Origin of the sequence: Bacillus cereus group sp. BceL220, from assembly GCF_051776965.1 — a bacterium.
GTDB classification, from domain to species: domain Bacteria; phylum Bacillota; class Bacilli; order Bacillales; family Bacillaceae_G; genus Bacillus_A; species Bacillus_A cereus.
This window is the reverse complement of sequence record NZ_JBPWBC010000008.1, coordinates 21,275-38,456: the sequence shown is the minus strand read 5'-3', so window position 1 is coordinate 38,456 and position 17,182 is coordinate 21,275. Positions and strand designations below refer to the sequence as shown.

Genomic DNA, 17,182 nt, shown 5'->3' with positions numbered 1-17,182 from the left:
TGTCGAAATGTATCTCGCTGCAATAATGCGGGATAAAATATATTGTAGCAAATTCAAAAAAGAAAGAAAACTATTTAACAAAGTGAAGGAAAAAATATATTTTTTACATATCATATAAAAAATATAAAAAACACAGTGCAAATTATTAGGAAAAGTGAGCGTTGTCCTCTAATATAGAGATAGCAATTTACATTATTTTTGCGTAAAATGGTTTAAAGAGGTGAATTCCGATGGAAATAGTAAAAGATAGTTCTCTTATTCAAAATGAAATTGAACGTTTTGTAAATAAAGATGTATATATTCATTTAGAAACGACAAACGGAGCGTATGCATCACACATAAATGAAAAGATGATGACAGTTGGTGCTTTCATTCGAAATGCAATTATCCGTTTTGAACGCGGGAAGATAACTGGAACAAATCCATACCGAGTTGGTCTAAAAATGGATCATGGTTGGGTATATGCTGAAGGTATTACGCACTGGGAAGTAGATGGTCAAGAGCGTTTATTACTAGCTGGACATGATAATTTAGGTCGTCTAGCAGTTGCACTTGAGTTAAGCTTAACACCATTTAAGTAAGAAGGAGGGAAACTTATGGAGAGACATGTACTTGTTGTATTTCCGCATCCAGATGATGAAGCATATGCTGCGGGAGGAACAATTCGCTTATTAACAGATCAAGGAGTACCTGTAACATATGCATGTGGTACTCTAGGACAAATGGGACGTAACATGGGTAAGAACGTATTCGCTAACCGTGAAACGATTCCAAATATCCGTGAGAAAGAATTGAAAGATGCTTGTGAAGCGATGGGCATTAAAGATTTAAGAATGCTTGGCTTCCATGATAAAACGTTAGAATTTGAAGATGTTGATTTCGTTGCTGACAAAATTGAAGCAATCATTCAAGAAGTAAATCCATCTCGAATTATTACATTTTATCCAGAGCACGGTGTACATCCAGATCATAATGCATTTGGCCGCGCTGTCGTTCGCGCTGTATCACGTATGCCAAAAGAAGAGCGCCCAGTTATTCATGCTGTTGCGATTACGAAAAATCGTGAAGCAGTATTAGGAGAACCGGATGTTGTAAATAACATTAGTGAAGTATTTGATCATAAATTAACTGCATTAGGTGCGCACCGTTCACAAACAGAAGCAATGCTTGAAGACACGCATGCAAAAATAAAAAACAAAGATGCAGCAACATTAAAATGGCTGCAACTTGAACAGTTTTGGACTTATAAATGGGAGTAGGCTAGAAGGATACCTTCTAGTTTCTCTTACATAGAAAAAGCGCCGTCACTTGTGATGGTGCTTTTTCTTGTTGAAGACTATATATTTCTTAGGGTGCTTCAAAATTTTTAAATTAACGTGCAGTATAGCCTCCATCAACAAGAAGTGTTGTACCGTTAACAAAACTAGCATCATCACTTGCTAAAAATAAGACAGCTTTAGCGACTTCTTCTGGTGTTCCAAGTCTGCCTTGTGGATGAAGTGAAGCTAAATATTCTTTTTGTTGAGGATTAACACTACCTAGTAAAGGGGTGTCAATATAACCAGGGCACACCGCATTAATACGTATTCCATATTTAGCGTAGGCAGTACATAAATTTTGAGTTAATAGTTTCACACCACCTTTTGCAGAGGAGTATGCTGTTGGGGTAGGTAATGAAACAAAACTATGAATCGAACCAGCGTTAACGATGACACCACCTGTACCTTGTTTAAGAAATTGTTCAATCGAATATTTATCAGAAAGGAATACCCCAGACAAATTAATATCAATAGTTCTTTTCCATTTTTCATAGGATAATTCGTTTGCCGGTGCATCATCAGCAACGCCGGCATTTGCATACATAATATCTAATTTACCGTATGTACTTACTGTCTCATGAATTAGCTGTTTAATATCTGCCTCTTTTGTTACATCGGTTTTAATAAATAACGTATCATATCCATGTGCATTCAATTCATCTGATAGTTCTTTTCCACGTTCAGAAAAGTCAGCAATAACTACTTTTGCACCTTCTTCGATAAAAAGACGAACAGTAGATTCGCCAATTCCACTTGCACCACCAGTTATGATTGCTACTTTGTCTTTTAATTTCATATAAACCTCTCCATTCATCAATGAATTTAAGTCGAATTTTTAAATCTTGTTACTAAACTATTAACCTTAAATAGTAAGTAGATAGAAGAAAAAGCTCGCGTTTACTTAATCGTGAGAGTGCTATTTTTCTTTAGTGTACTTTTTGATACAGTTATGGACGAAAATATTAATTTGGTCAATTTTATCATTAGATTGAATATTTGGTAAAGAGCTCTCGAACAGAGCGAGTACGGATGCTGAAAAATTAAAATAAACATGCAGTATTATTTGTAGGGTAAGGAACAAGGGGGGAGAGAAGCATAACGAAAACTACTACTCTAGTTAAATAGGAAAAAGCCTTGCAGGGGGGCAAGGCTTTAAACAGGGTATTAAAAATTATTGATTTATTAAGAATAACTTCTTCTTGTGAATAAACTAATTTTAGCATGATAACTCATATGTATGTGTTACGAATTTGTGAATAAAAACTCAATGATAAAAGTATGAGTGAAAGGAAATAATGTATTTGAAATATGTATTATTACACAAAGTTCAGTTGAAATAGGGAGAAAAATAAAAAAATGCAATGAGTAAAATGATTAAGAGACGAATTATACGAAAGGTCAGTGGAACGCCTAATATTTAATTTGTTTCACTATAATATTAATTCCGATGCTACAAAATTCAAGAGATGACTTATCAATATAAAAACAAAAAGTTCTCAGAATCTACGGCTTTAAAATCAAAAAAATTTAATCATTGGCATAAGGGAATTTTATATTGCTTGGTCGAAGAAGGAGATTTGTATATTTAATTTCTTTTTGCATTTAATTCTTTAGAACTGTTTTTTAATAATGTATATAAGAAGCGTATATTTTGAATTATTTAATAGAATAATATATATTTATATTGATTTAATGATTTTAGTTTGTTAAAAATGGGGAAATCGATATGAAGGTTAAATTTGCCGTAATAAAAGATGAGAATTTTGATTGTAGTTTATTGGAAACAAAATTATTGAAAACTTTTAAAGAAGTAGATTGTGAAGCAGATATTGTAAAGGTTGAGGATGAAATTTTTGAAAACAATGATATACAAACGCATTTATCAGAAATAACCATTCATGTTACTGGAAAAAATATCGGATATAGATCCGTTTCAGCCAGTATATTTATTGTTCTAGAGAGTTTATCAATACAGCTATTTCGTATTAATATTAGTATACATTAAGCAGCTGAAAAAGTGGATTCTTCAGAAAATCATACTGATTATATTGAGTTGTAAATATGAAAATGGTGATGAAAACAATAGAAATTATCGTAGGTGCTCCCGAATGTTGGATTGCACCTTGTTTGTTGTTAAATAAACAAGGGATTCCTTTTTAAATTTTAATGTATCTTAACGCTAATTTATAAATAGAAGAATGGAAACATGTGAGTAATTCAATTAGATTGTACAAATAATTTGGTACGCGGATATACGCAATGTATTCACAGGTAAGAGGGTTGTCTCATAATATATATAGATTTTTCTATTAAGATGAACAGAGGGTGTGAATATATGGAAGATGTTTACGCTAAAATTGACAGTCTCAAGGCGGAGCAAAAAGAAATTATGAGAGACATTCGAAATTTAGAAACGCGTACTACTATTAATGAGAAAGACATAGCAACAATCAATAAGCAATTAGAAAAAATAAGTACAAACACAACTTGGATTTTGCGAATTATTATTAGCGCGATAATAATGTCAGTTTTAGGATTGATATTAAAAGGAATGATTTAGTCTTGTGAAATAGAACGATATAAAAGAAAGAGGGGAGCTCCCTCTTTCTTTTATGTAAATGAGAAGCTATAAATTTTCCGTTTCCTTTTCACCTGCATATTTTTCCTCTAAAGAAATTAATAGAGGAATGGATACAGTTACTAGAATGATTAAAGTAGTTATAAAAGATTTAGAAAGAGAAAAAGAACCTTCAATTAAAGGTGATAAAAACTTGAATGAAAGTATACTTGTTATTAAGGAAATTACTAAAAAGCTCAAAAGAGATATATTTTTATTCTTTATAGATGTCTCTATAAAGTCTTTAACACAGGTTATTACGACAAATATAGTTAATATGATAAGAGAAACAAAATAATGTGTTAAATTCGTCATACTAATAGTAGGATCGTCTATTATGTAAGCAAGTAACTTAGATACTAATATTCCTCCAAACAATAAAATAATAAAAGCAAGTAATCCTTCCGATATATAAGTGCTGAAATTGTTTTTCTTGTTAAAGAGTTTATAGTTTAGAGTAGATTGGGTTATTTGAATTAGGAATAGGGTAATAATCCATACATAATATACAAATGGTAATTCTCCTGAGAATAGAGAAATTAGAAAGTTTACTACTGTCCTTAAAATTTCAATCATTACGAAAGTCCTCCTACTTGTTCAGCTTTATGACATTAGGAATATATGAGTATATCATTTTATAATTAGATTTATAGATTCAAACTATTTCTAATTATTCCATAATAAGGTGGTTATATCAAGTAGTTATCTTCTATGGCGTGTATTAGTTGTTCACTAATATAAAAAGAACATTTGAACGTTAATACTAGAAAAATAAAAGTAATATGTAATATAATTGAAAAAGTATATTTAAAAATAAATGTTAATATTACCCTCCTATAAGTATTAACATACGTAATTGAGGTGTTTTCTTTGTTGTTTTATGACCGGATTTCTATAATGGCCCCTCCTGTTCCGTAGCTTAGGAAAGTCTTTTTACTTCTGAGATTTTCAAAGTTATAGGAGGGTATGAAAAATGAAAAAAGTCTCAGTACCATCACTTTTGTTAATGATTGTTCTTGTCGCATTTCCGCAAATTAGTGAAACGATTTACACACCGTCTTTACCGGACATTTCAAAGGCGTTACATGTAAGTAATAATGAGGTGCAGTTAACGCTTAGTGTGTATTTTGCTGGATTTGCTTTAGGTGTATTTTTTATTGGATGGCTATCAGATATAATTGGCCGTCGCCGGGCGATGTTACTTGGAATTGTCGTATATGGCGCTGGGAGTTTCTTATGCTATATTGCAAGTTCCATTGAAGTTTTATTGATAAGTCGTTTTATTCAAGCGTTTGGAGCAAGTGCAGGATCAGTTGTGACGCAAACGATTCTTCGTGAAAGTGTAGAAGGGCATAAGAGGCATGTTATGTTTGCTCAAATCTCGGCAGTCATTGCTTTTACACCAGCGATAGGACCGTTAATTGGTGGCTTTCTTGATCAAATGTTTGGATTTAAAATAGTATTTTTAAGTTTAGTAGTTATGAGTATCGGTATTTTTCTGTATACGTTTGTTTCTCTTCCTGAAACAAAAACGGGCTCAGTAACGAATAAAATAAATGTATTTTCAGTCTTGAAGAGGTTAATTACAAATCCGAAAGTGGTAACATATGGGCTGTTAATTGGAGGAGCAAATGGTGTTTTATTTAGCTATTATGCAGAAGCGCCGTTTATCTTTATTGAATACTTTCAATTATCGCCTAGTATGTATGGATTTCTAGGAATTGTTGTTGCGTCTGCTTCTATTGTTGGAGCGAAAATTTCAAAACGTTTACTTGCTACTTATAAACCAGAGAAAATTATATATATCGGTTGTCTCGTAATGACAGGAGGAGCTATCCTTTTATCTGTTATTACGTTTGTTGGATCAAATCCGAATGTAATATATATGGTTGTATTTTTAATAGCAATGTTTATATTGTTATTAGGGATTGGAGTAGCGTTACCTAACTGTTTAAGTTTAGCGTTAGTAGATTTTCAAGATGTCATTGGTACAGCAGGTGCATTGTTTAGTTTAGGGTACTATGTAATTGTAACGATGACAATTTGGGGAATGAGTCAGCTGCATACAGGCTCGTTACTAGTGATGCCACTTTATTTTCTAGTTATTGTAGTTATAATGGCAGTGTTTACTAGGGTGTTTATCTTTGGTAAGCAAACTTTGAAATCGGTTTAAATATGAAATCGTAAAAGAGTCTCATTTTTTAATGAGGCTCTTTTATATTTTGGCTGGGGTAAAGAAGTTAGTAGTTTATTAATATATTAAATTTCTCATTGGTATATAAATCGAATGTGTGGGAAATTACGTTATCAACTATAAAGGTTGAAGTATTTGACATATGAAACCGAGGAAGAAATGCTCTCCTCTGTTATTTATATTGTAATAATATACATGCCGGAATCATATTGAATAGATGTATTTTATTGTTAATTTAGTTAAAAATTAATCAGACTTATGTATAATAATTTATTGAAAAAATAATTGAATTTTTCAGATTAATGAATTAATATAAGGTAAGTAATTTTAAGATTTATAGAATATTGGAAGATGAAAGGTTTTGAGAATTTTATTAGGAGCACAAAACGATTTTAGGATAGCTTTAAAGCTAGTGTAAAATGACGTTTGCTTCATCATTTTCAGGGCCGAAAGGAATTAGGGGAAAGCATTTTGTGTTAAAATGCGGCTATGAATCATCTAAGAGGGGGAAGTGAAGTGGCAAACAAAGAATTGAAAAGAGGTTTAGAAGCACGTCATATTCAAATGATTGCTTTAGGCGGAACGATTGGTGTTGGTTTGTTTATGGGATCAGCCAGCACAATTAAATGGACAGGTCCGTCAGTAATGCTTGCTTATGCCATTGCAGGTATTTTCATCTTCTTCATCATGCGTGCCATGGGAGAAATGTTGTATATGGAGCCAAGTACAGGCTCATTTGCGACATTCGGTCATAAGTATATTCATCCACTAGCTGGTTATATGACAGCGTGGAGTAACTGGTTCCAGTGGGTTATCGTTGGGATGTCAGAAATTATCGCGGTTGGAGCGTATATGCAATATTGGTTCCCAGATTTACCAGCTTGGATACCAGGTATAATCGCAATGGTTATTCTTGGTGCGGCTAACTTAATTTCAGTTAAGTCATTTGGTGAATTTGAATTTTGGTTCGCGATGATTAAAATCGTTACGATTCTATTAATGATTATTGCGGGATTTGGCCTTATTTTCTTCGGAATTGGTAACGGAGGAGAAGCGATTGGTATATCAAATCTTTGGTCAAATGGCGGTTTCTTTACAGGTGGTTTTTCAGGATTCTTCTTTGCGTTATCACTTGTAGTTGGAGCATACCAAGGTGTGGAATTAATTGGGATTACTGCTGGTGAAGCGAAAGATCCGAAGAAGACACTTACAAGAGCGATTCAAAGTACAATTTGGCGTATTTTAATATTCTATATTGGTGCTATTTTCGTTATTGTAACTGTGTATCCGTGGGATCAATTAAGTACAATTGGTAGCCCGTTCGTAGCGACTTTTGCCAAAGTTGGTATTACGGCAGCAGCTGGACTTATTAACTTCGTTGTAATTACAGCGGCAATGTCTGGTTGTAATAGTGGTATTTATAGTGCTGGACGTATGCTTTATACGTTAGGGGTAAATGGACAAGCACCGAAATATTTCACGAAACTTTCTGGAAATGGTGTACCTTTATTCGGTACAGTTGGTGTAATTATCGGTCTGGCGGTTGGTGTTGTATTAAGTTATATCGCGCCGAAAAATTTATTCGTATATGTATATAGCGCGAGTGTACTTCCTGGTATGGTACCATGGTTCGTCATTTTAATTAGTCAAATTCGTTTTAGGAAAGAAAAGGGAGCAGAGATGAGAGATCATCCGTTCAAAATGCCATTTGCTCCTGTAACAAACTATTTAACGATTGCCTTTTTAATTATGGTATTAATCGGAATGTGGTTTAACGATGATACTCGTATTTCACTAGTTGTAGGTATTATTTTCTTAGCTATCGTTACAATTAGTTTCTATGCTTTTGGAATAGGGAAGCGAGCTCCGTTAGACGTTCAAAATAATCAAGAGATTTGAAGTAAATAAAGAAAAGGCTGTTCATCTGGAACAGCCTTTTCATATTGTTGCTATTTGTCGATAAATCGATATACCTTGTCGAATTGTTGATATAATTTGATTTATGATAGATATATTTGAAAAATCGTTGATATATTGTACGTTATGATAGATATATTCGGAAAATCGTTAATATAGTTTCACATACTATCTGTCACTATCATGATTAAAATTTCTCTAATACGATTTTCCCAATGGTGTGCCCGCTTTCAAGTAGTGCATGTGCTTTCTTTAAGTTTTCAGCGTTAATCGGTGTTAATGTTTCATTTAAGGTAGTCTTTAAAATGCCTTCATCTAGTAGTTCGCTTACTTTATTTAATAGTTCGTGTTGCGTAATCATATCGCCAGTTTCATACATCGCTTTTGTAAACATAAACTCCCAAACGAGTGTAGCACTTTTACTTTTTAAAATACTCATTTCAAGAGGGTGTTCATTTTCTACGATAGAGCAAATTTTGCCTTGTGGTTTAATGAGGTCACATATTGCTTGCCAATGTTGATCTGTATTGTTTAAGCAGAAAATATAATCTACATCGCTGAATCCAAGGCTTTGTAATTGCTCTTTTAAAGGGGTATGATGGTCAATTGTATGGTCAGCTCCAAGCTTTTTAACCCAGTCTATCGTTTCGCCGCGGGAAGCAGTTGCGATTACATTTAGTCCAGCCCATTTCGCAAGTTGAATTGCGATTGAACCGACACCACCAGCTCCGCCGATAATTAAAATGTTTTTAAATGAGTTCGTATCTTTTTTAGTATGATCAATGCCTAAACGTTCAAATAAACCTTCCCATGCTGTAATCGCTGCTAAAGGAATTGCGGCAGATTCAGCAGCATGTAACGTTTTTGGTTTCTTACCGACAATTCTTTCATCAACTAAATGATATTCACTATATGTACCTTGTCTCGTAATGCTTCCAGCGTAAAATACTTCGTCTCCTTCTTTAAATAATGTACAACTTTCGCCAGCTTGTACAACAACACCACTAGCATCCCAGCCAAGTATTTTTGGTGCATCTTCTTTTTTATCTTTCGGGGAGCGGACTTTTGTATCAACTGGATTAACGGAAATAGCGTTAATTTTTACGAGTATATCTCTTCCTGTAGCAACAGGTTTTTCAACTTCCAGATCAATTAAACTGTTTTCTTCTTCAATAGGTAAGTATTCATGTAAACCAATTGCTTTCATTTGTAATCCCTCCATTAAAGTAAGAATCATTTACTTCTACATTATAGATGGTGAAATACTGCTATGTAAAAAAAATACACTCTTTTTTATGCAAGCTGTACTGATAGTCTAGAAGGAGTTTATTTCTAAAAAGAAGAATTTTTTACTGTATTACTTTATCCAAAACTAAATGTAAAGGTGGATACATAATGACAGTAAAGAAACTTTATTTCATCCCAGCAGGTCGTTGCATGTTGGACCATGCGTCTGTTAACAGTACGTTAACACCGGGGAAACTATTAAACTTGCCGGTGTGGTGTTATCTTTTGGAGACGGAAGAAGGTCCTATTTTAGTAGACACAGGTATGCCAGAAAGTGCAGTTAATAATGAAGGGCTTTTTAACGGTACATTTGTTGAAGGACAGATTTTACCGAAAATGACTGAAGAAGATAGAATCGTGAATATATTAAAGCGTGTAGGGTATAAGCCGGACGACCTTTTATATATTATTAGTTCTCACTTACATTTTGATCATGCAGGAGGAAACGGTGCTTTTACAAATACACCGATTATTGTGCAGCGAACGGAATATGAGGCAGCACTTCATAGAGAAGAATATATGAAAGAATGTATATTACCGCATTTGAACTACAAAATTATTGAAGGGGATTATGAAGTGGTACCAGGTGTTCAATTATTGTATACGCCAGGTCATTCTCCAGGCCATCAGTCGCTATTCATTGAGACGGAGCAATCCGGTTCAGTTTTATTAACGATTGATGCATCGTACACGAAAGAGAATTTTGAAGATGAAGTGCCGTTCGCAGGATTTGATCCAGAATTAGCTTTATCTTCAATTAAGCGTTTAAAAGGAGTTGTGGCGAAAGAGAAACCAATTGTTTTCTTTGGTCATGATATAGAGCAGGAAAAGGGTTGTAGAGTGTTCCCGGAGTATATATAGTGCAAAAAGTCATGAGTTCGCGTGCTCATGACTTTTTCGTTTAAATAATTTTTTTAAATAAATTATAAACTTTTTTTGAACTATCTTCGTTTAACTGATAGTACGTAAGGTTTACATCATCAGGAGTATCTTGCTGAGCAATCATCACTTCGCTGCTGTGATGATCAACTACCCATATGAAATATTTTTTATAAGTTCCATCTTCGAAAGTAATCCACATATCACAATCTATTAAGTCTGATCCTTCTTCATCTAATGTTAATTTGCCTTTTTTTGCGGTATTCATACTGTTAATAAACGTTTTTAATTCATCTGTTTTTGTGAGAAAGATATCCTTTTTTGTTTTAATTGATTCTACATGTATATCTTTTATTTCCTGTTTACCTAAAAAAACAGGAGGCTCATTTGGATCTCGCGAGCTTGAAATAATAGTAGCTTTCTTTTTCGGTTTATTTGCAGTATAGAGATCTTGAATAGATTTCCCCGAGTTTATAAACCATACAATTCCAGAAATAATCAATACGCTACCTAGCAATAAAATAATTTTTTTAATAGGGTTTTCTCCTCTCTATTATTTCGTGTGAAGAGCTTTTCTATTAATATATGATAGGTAAGCGTAAAGTATTATAGTTGAACTTGGTTATGCTTCACAGTTTTTATCGGGCGATCTATGAGTAAATTGTAAGTAAGCCCAATTAATACGAAAATGCCACCGATAACTTTACCGATTGAGAGTTCATTTGTCAGGAAGAAATCAATAATAGTCCCCGCAAATAATTGTCCGATAAAGATGAGTAATGTTAAATAAAAGGCTGATATTTTAGGAGTAATATAGTTGGATAATGAAATAACGATAACGCCTACTAATCCGCCAAAATACACGGCGATAGGAATAGATTGCAACGTATGAATAGGAATATACAATGAATCTGAACTGAAAATTAAAAATAACATAGAGAAAAATAATCCAGTAATATAATTGAAAAACGTGCCTTCCCAGTTTCCAATTTTCTTTGCTAAATTCGCGTTAATAATTCTAGCAACGACGATAGAAACACCAGCTAAAATAGCGATCGTAATATATAACATATTTTTGCCCCCATTAATATATTGTCATGATAATAATCCCAGAAGAGATGAATGCTAATCCAACTAGTTTTTTTCTTTCAAACTTTGCAACTTTCATTCCTAATAAACCGAAATGATCAATAACTATGGAAGCAATGGATTGACCGAGTAAACTTAATGCGATCGTAATAGAGGCACCAAGGACGGAGAAACTTATATTGTTAAAAAGAACAGTGAATACTCCAATCGCTCCAGCACTATATAAAAAAAGTGGAATGCTTTTATCAAAATGGATTTTATGTTTGTTTATGATTAAAACGAAAATAACTGCAATTAAACCGACAAGGTGAATGACAACACTTGCTGTATACTTGCCAATTAACTCAGATAAAATCCCATTCAATGGAAGCATAACGGCGATGAGCACACCAATAAAGACAGAAAGAAAGTTATACAATGCAATATCCCCTTTATATTTCATATTTGTAATGACTGTATCATGCTGAAATTGTGTATTACTATGACATATGTCATAGTGGAAGAAGAAAATTTTGATTACAATGGGGATGAGTTGTAAAGGTGGGGGACTATGAAGAAAATATGTAATTCAATTAAATTAGCAGAGTATATGAAACAAAATAACATTGATTCATTTTTTACTAATGATATGAAACCATATATGGAGCTTATATTTTTTAAGAAGAATGAGTTTATTTGTAGAGAAAATGAAGAAATAGACTACTTATATTTCTTTGTAGAAGGAAAAGCGAAAGCGTTTAACACATTAAGTAACGGGAAATCCGTATTACTGTGTTTTTATGATAGTTTGCAGTTACTTGGAGATGTGGAGTTAATTCATTCCCAAAGGATTACTTCAAACGTACAAGTGATGGCAGATTCGTACTGTGTCGGTTTACCTTTAGGAAAGGTGAGAAATAAGCTATTTCATGATGCGAAATTTTTAAGATGTATTTGCGGATCATTAGCACATAAATTAAACCGACTTTCCAAAAACAGTACAATTAATTTATTGTATCCACTTGAAAATAGACTTGCGAGTTACATGTTAGCAGCAGGAGAACGAGCAGTTCAGCATGAAAATAGAATTGTGTTTAGTGGGAATTTAACGGAAATAGCGGAATTGTTAGGAACGAGTTATCGACATTTATTACGTACTTTGAATCTCTTTTGTGATAAAAATATAATCAAGAAAAACAATGGTTGTTTTGAAGTAGTAAATGTAGAAGTTTTGAGGGAATTGGCTGCGGATGTTTATAAATAGGAGGAGAGTATAAATGATAACACCTATATTTAGAATTTTTGATATTGAAAAAGCAAAGCTATTTTACTTAGGTTTTTTAGGATTTAAACTGGATTGGGAACATCGGTATGAGGAGCATATGCCATTATATATGCAAATTTCGTTACAGGATGCTGTGATACATTTATCAGAACATCATGGTGATGCCTCACCAGGTGGTGCGATTCGGATCAAAATAGATGATGTAAAGGATTATCATTCTGTATTATTAAGTAAAGAATATGCTTATTCGAAGCCAAATATAGAAAAAACACCTTGGGGTACAATTGAATTAACTGTGATTGATCCGTTTTCAAATAGAATTATATTTTATGAGGAGAGGGTTTAGGGATATTTTATCAAAATAGGGGGTTACAACGAAGAGGCGTTTACTTTATGGTAAACTGCTTTTTTTTATTTTGAGCAGATATTGAATTATATAAAAATAAAATGTTATGATTATGGAAACGTATGAATATATGAACAAGTATTCATACGTTTGAGAGAAGGAGGGATTAGAGTGAAAGACCTAATTATTATTGGAGCGGGTCAAGCTGGATTAACAATGGGATATTACTTAAAGCAAGAAGGGTATAATTTTTTATTACTTGAGGTAGGAAAACAAGTTGGTGATTCATGGAGAAATCGATATGATTCTTTGCAGCTTTTTACCCCAAGGTCTTACAGTAGCTTGCCGGGTATGGCGTTAATAGGTGAAAAAAATGAATTTCCATATAAAGATGAAATTGCAACTTATTTAGAAGAATATGCAAGACATTTTCAATTACCAGTACAATTACAAACGGAAGTTTTAAAGATAAAGAAAGAAAAAGAAATATTTGAATTATATACTCCTACAGAAATTTTACAAACGAAAAAAGTTATTATCGCATCAGGTGGTTTTCAGCAACCGTTTATTCCTTCAGTTTCAGCAAATCTATCATCACATATTTTTCAAATACATTCATCACAATATAGATCATCATCGCAAATTCCACAGGGAAAGGTACTTATAGTAGGTGGCGGAAATTCAGGAATGCAAATAGCAGTAGAACTTGCAAAAACGCATGAAGTTACGGTGTCTATTAGTCATCTTTTAACGTTTTTACCGTTACAACTTTTTGGGAAAAGTATTTTTAATCTGCTAGAAAAAGTGGGTTTATTGTACGCTGAAATAAATACAAAGAGGGGAAGATGGTTTCAGAAGAGAAAGGACCCTATTTTCGGTTTTGAAGGTAAGAAACTTATTCGTAATGGAGCAATTAAACTGCAAGAAAAAGCAGTAAGTGCATCAGGAAATAACATTATGTTTCAGAATGGTGATATTTATAGTGCAGAAAGCGTTATATGGTCAACTGGTTTTGTTCAAAATTATAATTGGATTGAAATTGAACAGGCAGTGAATGAGAAAGGATTTCCTAATCATATAAAGGGAATCAGTCCAGTAAAAGGATTGTATTATATCGGATTACCGTGGCAATCTCAAAGGGGTTCCGCACTTATTTGTGGTGTAGGAAAGGATGCAGCGTATGTACTTTCTGAAATCAAAAAAATAGATCAGTAGCAAGAACTACTGATCATCCATATGTACATGAATTAGGAGAGGTCAAACATTTATTAACTTTATTATAATAGATTTTCACGGAATTAAAAACTGAAAATTCAAATTTAATGTTGAGAAAGTTTTTTGTATCGAAATATATGAAAAAATAGGGGTTTTTATTAAAACAGAAAAAGATATTTCTATTTTAGTAAATTATGATATAGTCTAAATAAGCGTGTTTTTCCATAAATGTAATTATTTTCATTGTAGTTTTGTTTATATGAGGGAAGGAGAAGTAATTATGAAGTTTGATGATCAACGCTTACTAGGAGTCCGATTAGGTTCTGTACTTGTGACAGAGGAAAATCAATATTTAGTAATTAAGAAAAAAGATCATTATGCACTGTTAAATATACATAATTTAGAATGCACTCATGTTGAAGTGCAGTTAGAACATTTGGAAGAAATGTTGCGGGAAGATTTCCAAGAAAGTATAACGGAGATTATCGCACCAGAACATATAAAAATTGTTGCGAAAAATGTTATATAGATAAAGAAGCTGGAAGGAACAGCTTCTTTATTTTCATTATAAGGGTAACGTTTTTACAACCTCACCAATGATCCCTTCCATTTGATGAACACCTAAATCGGAATTGGTCATAATAACAGCACCATTCCCGCAGTATGGATAACAAACCATCATACATTGAAATCCAACGCCCCATCCGAGTGAATACACCTGTAATTCTTCATTAGGATCATCTAGAAAAACACCTAATCCAGTCCATTTTGAGCAACCTTGAGGAGAAATCATGTCTATTACTAATTTTTGAGAAAGTTTTAGTTTGCCCTTTCCTTGTAAGGAATGAATGATTTCAATAACTAAAGCTGATAAGTCAGTTGGTGTTGTCCAAATACCTGAAGCAGCTGCGAATGGATAAAATGGATACTTCTCATTTGTTACAGTTCTATCTTTATTATGTCCGCAAGCAAAAACATCGGTTTTATCTATGTCTTTTGGAGAGAAAAGTGTACTATTTTTCATTTGTAGTGGCTGGAAGATGTGTTCTTCTAATAACTGACTAAATGATCTTCCTGTAATATCTTCAAGTAGTAGTTCGATTATACAAAAGTTTGCGTCTGAGTAGCGAAATTCACTTTCTGGTTTGTAAGTTACTTCAATAGGTACGGAGCAATATGATGTTTTACCGGCAAGGAGTTCAGACATGTTTGGTTGCCCTTGTGCAAGTGTATAATGCTCAAAACTGTTAGGAGGATCAATGATTCCAGATTGGTGACTTAATAAGTTCCGCAACGTAACTTTTTTCTGTGAAGTAAATAGATTGGTAGGAATATTCCAAGATGTGAGTCTATCATTTACGTCTTCGTCTAAATGCAAGATTTCTTGATCTGATAACATTAGTACGAGCATTGTAGTGATGAATTTGCTGATAGAACAAGAATTAAAGAGAGAATTTGTAGTAACAGCTCTAGTTGTTCCAGCTTCAAGTGTTCCAAAGGCAGTCGCTTTATCTAGTTTGCCATTACATATAACAGCGAGGCTTAAACCTGCAACGGAATATTGGTTCATTTTCTCGTATATATTGCTACTTTTTAAGTTCATGGTGACTCCTTTCTTTAAAGACAGAATATTATTTTTATTATACAGTAGTAAAAAAAAGAAAACACTTCGTCATTCACCAATGAAGTGTTTTCTTTTTTAGTTAGTTTGAAGTGAACTTTTGAAAAAATTTGTCTCGGTACATGTACATAACCCATGAGATTGTTATTAAAGAAATGATGATTTGTTTGTTTTTAATTGGTGCATTGAAAACAAGCCAACCAACTATATCAAATAACAAATGTAGCACGATTGAAAGAACTACAAATTGAAGTAACGTATTTAAAAATCTTTTCATAAAGTGTCCCCCTAAAATAATAGGTTTTATTAACAGTTTGATATAGTGATATTATACATTAAATGTGTATTGTGGTAAAATTTACATAAGTTAGTGGAATAAAGCAAATGAAAGTTAGTAAGGGGGAACATTCATGGAATTCTGGATGGTTATACTGATAGTAGCTGTTGGTTTCATTTATATCGCTGAAAAATTAACTACAATTGAAAAGAAAAATGATGCGCGTTTAAAGAGAATTGAAGATAGATTACAATTAATTACGAAAGAAATGGGAATTATAGAAAGAGAAACTGAAATTAATAAAGAACTACGCCAGCTTGTAGAAGAAGGCAAAAAAATTACAGCAGTTAAGAGAGTAAGAGAAGCTTTTGGTTTTTCCTTACTAGAAGCGAAGCAATATGTTGATAAATTATAAAAAAGATCATCCATTTGGGTGATCTTTTTCACTGCACCATGCGTGTATTTACATAAGCCGCGATTATAAAGTGTCCAATTAGAGTGATAGGAATAACGATTGTGACATTAGGCGTAGTGAAGACACTACCGATTGTCGCAATGACACCAGCAATTAAATTATAAAGACCTACTATTTCTGATAGTTTCACTTTATCAGGCACGCGGCGTTCGTTGAATCCTGATAAGAGCCAAGTGTACAGCTTTACTCCGATGAAATAAGCTAGTGCAAATGAAATGATTGCTACTATAAATAATGTTGGTGAAGCGAAGAGAGTCATTGCAAACACCTCCGTTAATGGGCTATAAATAAATTATAGTCCGAATGTTATAATTTAACAAAATATAATTTTGGTTTTAAGTGTAATAGAAAAATGGAGTATTGGTAATGAGGGGAGATTAAGTATGAATATTGTGGAGTTTCAGAGGTATGTATCAAATTTCAGTAAAGAAAAAGGATTTCAAGATACAACAATTGAAGAGCGTACGATATATACGATGGCGGAATTAGGTGAATTAGCGGAAGTCATATTAAAGCGTGATACAATACAAGATGCGAAAAGAGAAATCGGTTTAGAAATGTTTGATGTAATTTGGAATGTATGTGATTTAGCAAATAAATTAAATATTGATTTAGAGAAGGCGTTTAAAGAAAAAATGAAAATTAATAAAAAGCGTGAATGGTAAGTAGAATTTTAATTTGT

22 protein-coding genes are annotated in these 17,182 nt (G+C 33.0%); 13 read left to right on the top strand and 9 right to left on the bottom strand.

The genetic code is table 11. The features are described 5' to 3' along the window. Positions 1–230 precede the first annotated feature (230 nt). Both ACS2FK_RS20335 and bshB2 read left to right on the top strand, forming a co-directional pair. Complete coding sequence (locus tag ACS2FK_RS20335) at positions 231–581, top strand: YojF family protein (protein ID WP_000407046.1); 351 nt, start codon at positions 231–233, stop codon at positions 579–581. A gap of 15 nt (positions 582–596) precedes the next feature. Then, a complete protein-coding gene (gene bshB2 / locus ACS2FK_RS20330; protein ID WP_000439487.1) occupies positions 597–1,259 on the top strand; it encodes a bacillithiol biosynthesis deacetylase BshB2 in 663 nt (220 codons plus the stop codon). Positions 1,260–1,371: 112 nt separating this feature from the next. Here bshB2 and ACS2FK_RS20325 read toward each other — a convergent pair whose 3' ends face one another. Continuing rightward, positions 1,372–2,115 carry an SDR family NAD(P)-dependent oxidoreductase gene (locus ACS2FK_RS20325; RefSeq protein ID WP_000768013.1) on the bottom strand — a complete coding sequence of 248 codons (744 nt, stop codon included), beginning with the start codon at positions 2,113–2,115 and terminating at the stop codon, positions 1,372–1,374. 930 nt (positions 2,116–3,045) lie between these two features. Between ACS2FK_RS20325 and ACS2FK_RS20320 the strand changes: the two genes are divergently transcribed. Next, positions 3,046–3,324, top strand: a complete 279-nt coding sequence (locus ACS2FK_RS20320; protein ID WP_063548166.1) for a hypothetical protein — start codon at positions 3,046–3,048, stop codon at positions 3,322–3,324. A 330-nt stretch (positions 3,325–3,654) separates the two neighbouring features. Beyond that, positions 3,655–3,879 carry a hemolysin XhlA family protein gene (locus ACS2FK_RS20315; RefSeq protein ID WP_000390462.1) on the top strand — a complete coding sequence of 75 codons (225 nt, stop codon included), beginning with the start codon at positions 3,655–3,657 and terminating at the stop codon, positions 3,877–3,879. Between the two features lie 66 nt (positions 3,880–3,945). Here ACS2FK_RS20315 and ACS2FK_RS20310 read toward each other — a convergent pair whose 3' ends face one another. Continuing rightward, positions 3,946–4,512, bottom strand: coding sequence for a DUF5823 family protein (locus ACS2FK_RS20310; RefSeq protein ID WP_063548164.1), 567 nt, complete (start codon positions 4,510–4,512; stop codon positions 3,946–3,948). A gap of 397 nt (positions 4,513–4,909) precedes the next feature. Between ACS2FK_RS20310 and ACS2FK_RS20305 the strand changes: the two genes are divergently transcribed. After that, the gene (locus ACS2FK_RS20305) at positions 4,910–6,109 is read left to right on the top strand and encodes a multidrug effflux MFS transporter (RefSeq protein ID WP_063548162.1); all 1,200 of its coding nucleotides are present in this window, start codon (positions 4,910–4,912) and stop codon (positions 6,107–6,109) included. 537 nt (positions 6,110–6,646) lie between these two features. Further along, positions 6,647–8,029, top strand: coding sequence for an amino acid permease (locus ACS2FK_RS20300; RefSeq protein ID WP_063548160.1), 1,383 nt, complete (start codon positions 6,647–6,649; stop codon positions 8,027–8,029). Between the two features lie 205 nt (positions 8,030–8,234). Here ACS2FK_RS20300 and ACS2FK_RS20295 read toward each other — a convergent pair whose 3' ends face one another. Further along, complete coding sequence (locus tag ACS2FK_RS20295) at positions 8,235–9,254, bottom strand: zinc-binding alcohol dehydrogenase family protein (RefSeq protein WP_063548158.1); 1,020 nt, start codon at positions 9,252–9,254, stop codon at positions 8,235–8,237. Between the two features lie 188 nt (positions 9,255–9,442). On the opposite strand from ACS2FK_RS20295, the gene aiiA reads away from it, so the two are divergent. Further along, entirely contained in the window at positions 9,443–10,195 is a 753-nt protein-coding gene (gene aiiA / locus ACS2FK_RS20290; protein WP_063548156.1) for a quorum-quenching N-acyl homoserine lactonase AiiA, read from the top strand. A 40-nt stretch (positions 10,196–10,235) separates the two neighbouring features. On the opposite strand, the gene ACS2FK_RS20285 is transcribed toward aiiA, so the two are convergent. From ACS2FK_RS20285 to ACS2FK_RS20275, 3 genes are all read right to left on the bottom strand, one after another. Beyond that, positions 10,236–10,730 carry a hypothetical protein gene (locus tag ACS2FK_RS20285; protein ID WP_046945726.1) on the bottom strand — a complete coding sequence of 165 codons (495 nt, stop codon included), beginning with the start codon at positions 10,728–10,730 and terminating at the stop codon, positions 10,236–10,238. Between the two features lie 89 nt (positions 10,731–10,819). Then, complete coding sequence (locus ACS2FK_RS20280; RefSeq protein ID WP_063548154.1) at positions 10,820–11,284, bottom strand: DMT family transporter; 465 nt, start codon at positions 11,282–11,284, stop codon at positions 10,820–10,822. A 13-nt stretch (positions 11,285–11,297) separates the two neighbouring features. Then, complete coding sequence (locus ACS2FK_RS20275) at positions 11,298–11,744, bottom strand: DMT family transporter (protein WP_063548152.1); 447 nt, start codon at positions 11,742–11,744, stop codon at positions 11,298–11,300. Between the two features lie 108 nt (positions 11,745–11,852). Here ACS2FK_RS20275 and ACS2FK_RS20270 point away from each other — a divergent pair, with 108 nt between their 5' ends. The 4 genes from ACS2FK_RS20270 (at position 11,853) to ACS2FK_RS20255 (ending at position 14,656) form a co-directional block, all read left to right on the top strand. Then, positions 11,853–12,545, top strand: coding sequence for a cyclic nucleotide-binding domain-containing protein (locus ACS2FK_RS20270; RefSeq protein WP_063548150.1), 693 nt, complete (start codon positions 11,853–11,855; stop codon positions 12,543–12,545). Positions 12,546–12,558: 13 nt separating this feature from the next. Further along, entirely contained in the window at positions 12,559–12,912 is a 354-nt protein-coding gene (locus tag ACS2FK_RS20265) for a glyoxalase superfamily protein (protein WP_063548148.1), read from the top strand. 171 nt (positions 12,913–13,083) lie between these two features. After that, positions 13,084–14,127 (top strand): flavin-containing monooxygenase, encoded by a 1,044-nt coding sequence (locus ACS2FK_RS20260; RefSeq protein ID WP_063548146.1) that lies wholly within the window; start codon positions 13,084–13,086, stop codon positions 14,125–14,127. A 280-nt stretch (positions 14,128–14,407) separates the two neighbouring features. Beyond that, on the top strand, positions 14,408–14,656 hold the full coding sequence (locus tag ACS2FK_RS20255) for a hypothetical protein (protein ID WP_000666948.1): 249 nt from the start codon (positions 14,408–14,410) through the stop codon (positions 14,654–14,656). Positions 14,657–14,692: 36 nt separating this feature from the next. Here ACS2FK_RS20255 and ACS2FK_RS20250 read toward each other — a convergent pair whose 3' ends face one another. Continuing rightward, positions 14,693–15,730, bottom strand: a complete 1,038-nt coding sequence (locus ACS2FK_RS20250; RefSeq protein ID WP_063548145.1) for a serine hydrolase domain-containing protein — start codon at positions 15,728–15,730, stop codon at positions 14,693–14,695. 100 nt (positions 15,731–15,830) lie between these two features. After that, positions 15,831–16,025: a hypothetical protein gene (locus ACS2FK_RS20245; RefSeq protein WP_000819660.1), complete on the bottom strand. Its 195-nt coding sequence runs from the start codon at positions 16,023–16,025 to the stop codon at positions 15,831–15,833. Between the two features lie 133 nt (positions 16,026–16,158). On the opposite strand from ACS2FK_RS20245, the gene ACS2FK_RS20240 reads away from it, so the two are divergent. Next, positions 16,159–16,440 carry a hypothetical protein gene (locus ACS2FK_RS20240; RefSeq protein ID WP_063548144.1) on the top strand — a complete coding sequence of 94 codons (282 nt, stop codon included), beginning with the start codon at positions 16,159–16,161 and terminating at the stop codon, positions 16,438–16,440. A gap of 28 nt (positions 16,441–16,468) precedes the next feature. Here ACS2FK_RS20240 and ACS2FK_RS20235 read toward each other — a convergent pair whose 3' ends face one another. Beyond that, entirely contained in the window at positions 16,469–16,759 is a 291-nt protein-coding gene (locus tag ACS2FK_RS20235) for a DUF3784 domain-containing protein (RefSeq protein ID WP_063548142.1), read from the bottom strand. 124 nt (positions 16,760–16,883) lie between these two features. On the opposite strand from ACS2FK_RS20235, the gene ACS2FK_RS20230 reads away from it, so the two are divergent. Further along, entirely contained in the window at positions 16,884–17,165 is a 282-nt protein-coding gene (locus ACS2FK_RS20230) for a MazG nucleotide pyrophosphohydrolase domain-containing protein (RefSeq protein ID WP_001028132.1), read from the top strand. The last annotated feature ends 17 nt before the right edge of the window (positions 17,166–17,182 follow it).

Coding starts and splice junctions, on each gene's coding strand:
- ACS2FK_RS20335 (WP_000407046.1), top strand. CDS start 231: ATGGAAATAGTAAAAGATAGTTCTCTTATTCAAAATGAAATTGAACGT.
- bshB2 (WP_000439487.1), top strand. CDS start 597: ATGGAGAGACATGTACTTGTTGTATTTCCGCATCCAGATGATGAAGCA.
- ACS2FK_RS20325 (WP_000768013.1), bottom strand. CDS start 2,115: ATGAAATTAAAAGACAAAGTAGCAATCATAACTGGTGGTGCAAGTGGA.
- ACS2FK_RS20320 (WP_063548166.1), top strand. CDS start 3,046: ATGAAGGTTAAATTTGCCGTAATAAAAGATGAGAATTTTGATTGTAGT.
- ACS2FK_RS20315 (WP_000390462.1), top strand. CDS start 3,655: ATGGAAGATGTTTACGCTAAAATTGACAGTCTCAAGGCGGAGCAAAAA.
- ACS2FK_RS20310 (WP_063548164.1), bottom strand. CDS start 4,512: ATGATTGAAATTTTAAGGACAGTAGTAAACTTTCTAATTTCTCTATTC.
- ACS2FK_RS20305 (WP_063548162.1), top strand. CDS start 4,910: ATGAAAAAAGTCTCAGTACCATCACTTTTGTTAATGATTGTTCTTGTC.
- ACS2FK_RS20295 (WP_063548158.1), bottom strand. CDS start 9,254: ATGAAAGCAATTGGTTTACATGAATACTTACCTATTGAAGAAGAAAAC.
- aiiA (WP_063548156.1), top strand. CDS start 9,443: ATGACAGTAAAGAAACTTTATTTCATCCCAGCAGGTCGTTGCATGTTG.
- ACS2FK_RS20280 (WP_063548154.1), bottom strand. CDS start 11,284: ATGTTATATATTACGATCGCTATTTTAGCTGGTGTTTCTATCGTCGTT.
- ACS2FK_RS20275 (WP_063548152.1), bottom strand. CDS start 11,744: ATGAAATATAAAGGGGATATTGCATTGTATAACTTTCTTTCTGTCTTT.
- ACS2FK_RS20270 (WP_063548150.1), top strand. CDS start 11,853: ATGAAGAAAATATGTAATTCAATTAAATTAGCAGAGTATATGAAACAA.
- ACS2FK_RS20265 (WP_063548148.1), top strand. CDS start 12,559: ATGATAACACCTATATTTAGAATTTTTGATATTGAAAAAGCAAAGCTA.
- ACS2FK_RS20255 (WP_000666948.1), top strand. CDS start 14,408: ATGAAGTTTGATGATCAACGCTTACTAGGAGTCCGATTAGGTTCTGTA.
- ACS2FK_RS20250 (WP_063548145.1), bottom strand. CDS start 15,730: ATGAACTTAAAAAGTAGCAATATATACGAGAAAATGAACCAATATTCC.
- ACS2FK_RS20245 (WP_000819660.1), bottom strand. CDS start 16,025: ATGAAAAGATTTTTAAATACGTTACTTCAATTTGTAGTTCTTTCAATC.
- ACS2FK_RS20240 (WP_063548144.1), top strand. CDS start 16,159: ATGGAATTCTGGATGGTTATACTGATAGTAGCTGTTGGTTTCATTTAT.
- ACS2FK_RS20235 (WP_063548142.1), bottom strand. CDS start 16,759: ATGACTCTCTTCGCTTCACCAACATTATTTATAGTAGCAATCATTTCA.
- ACS2FK_RS20230 (WP_001028132.1), top strand. CDS start 16,884: ATGAATATTGTGGAGTTTCAGAGGTATGTATCAAATTTCAGTAAAGAA.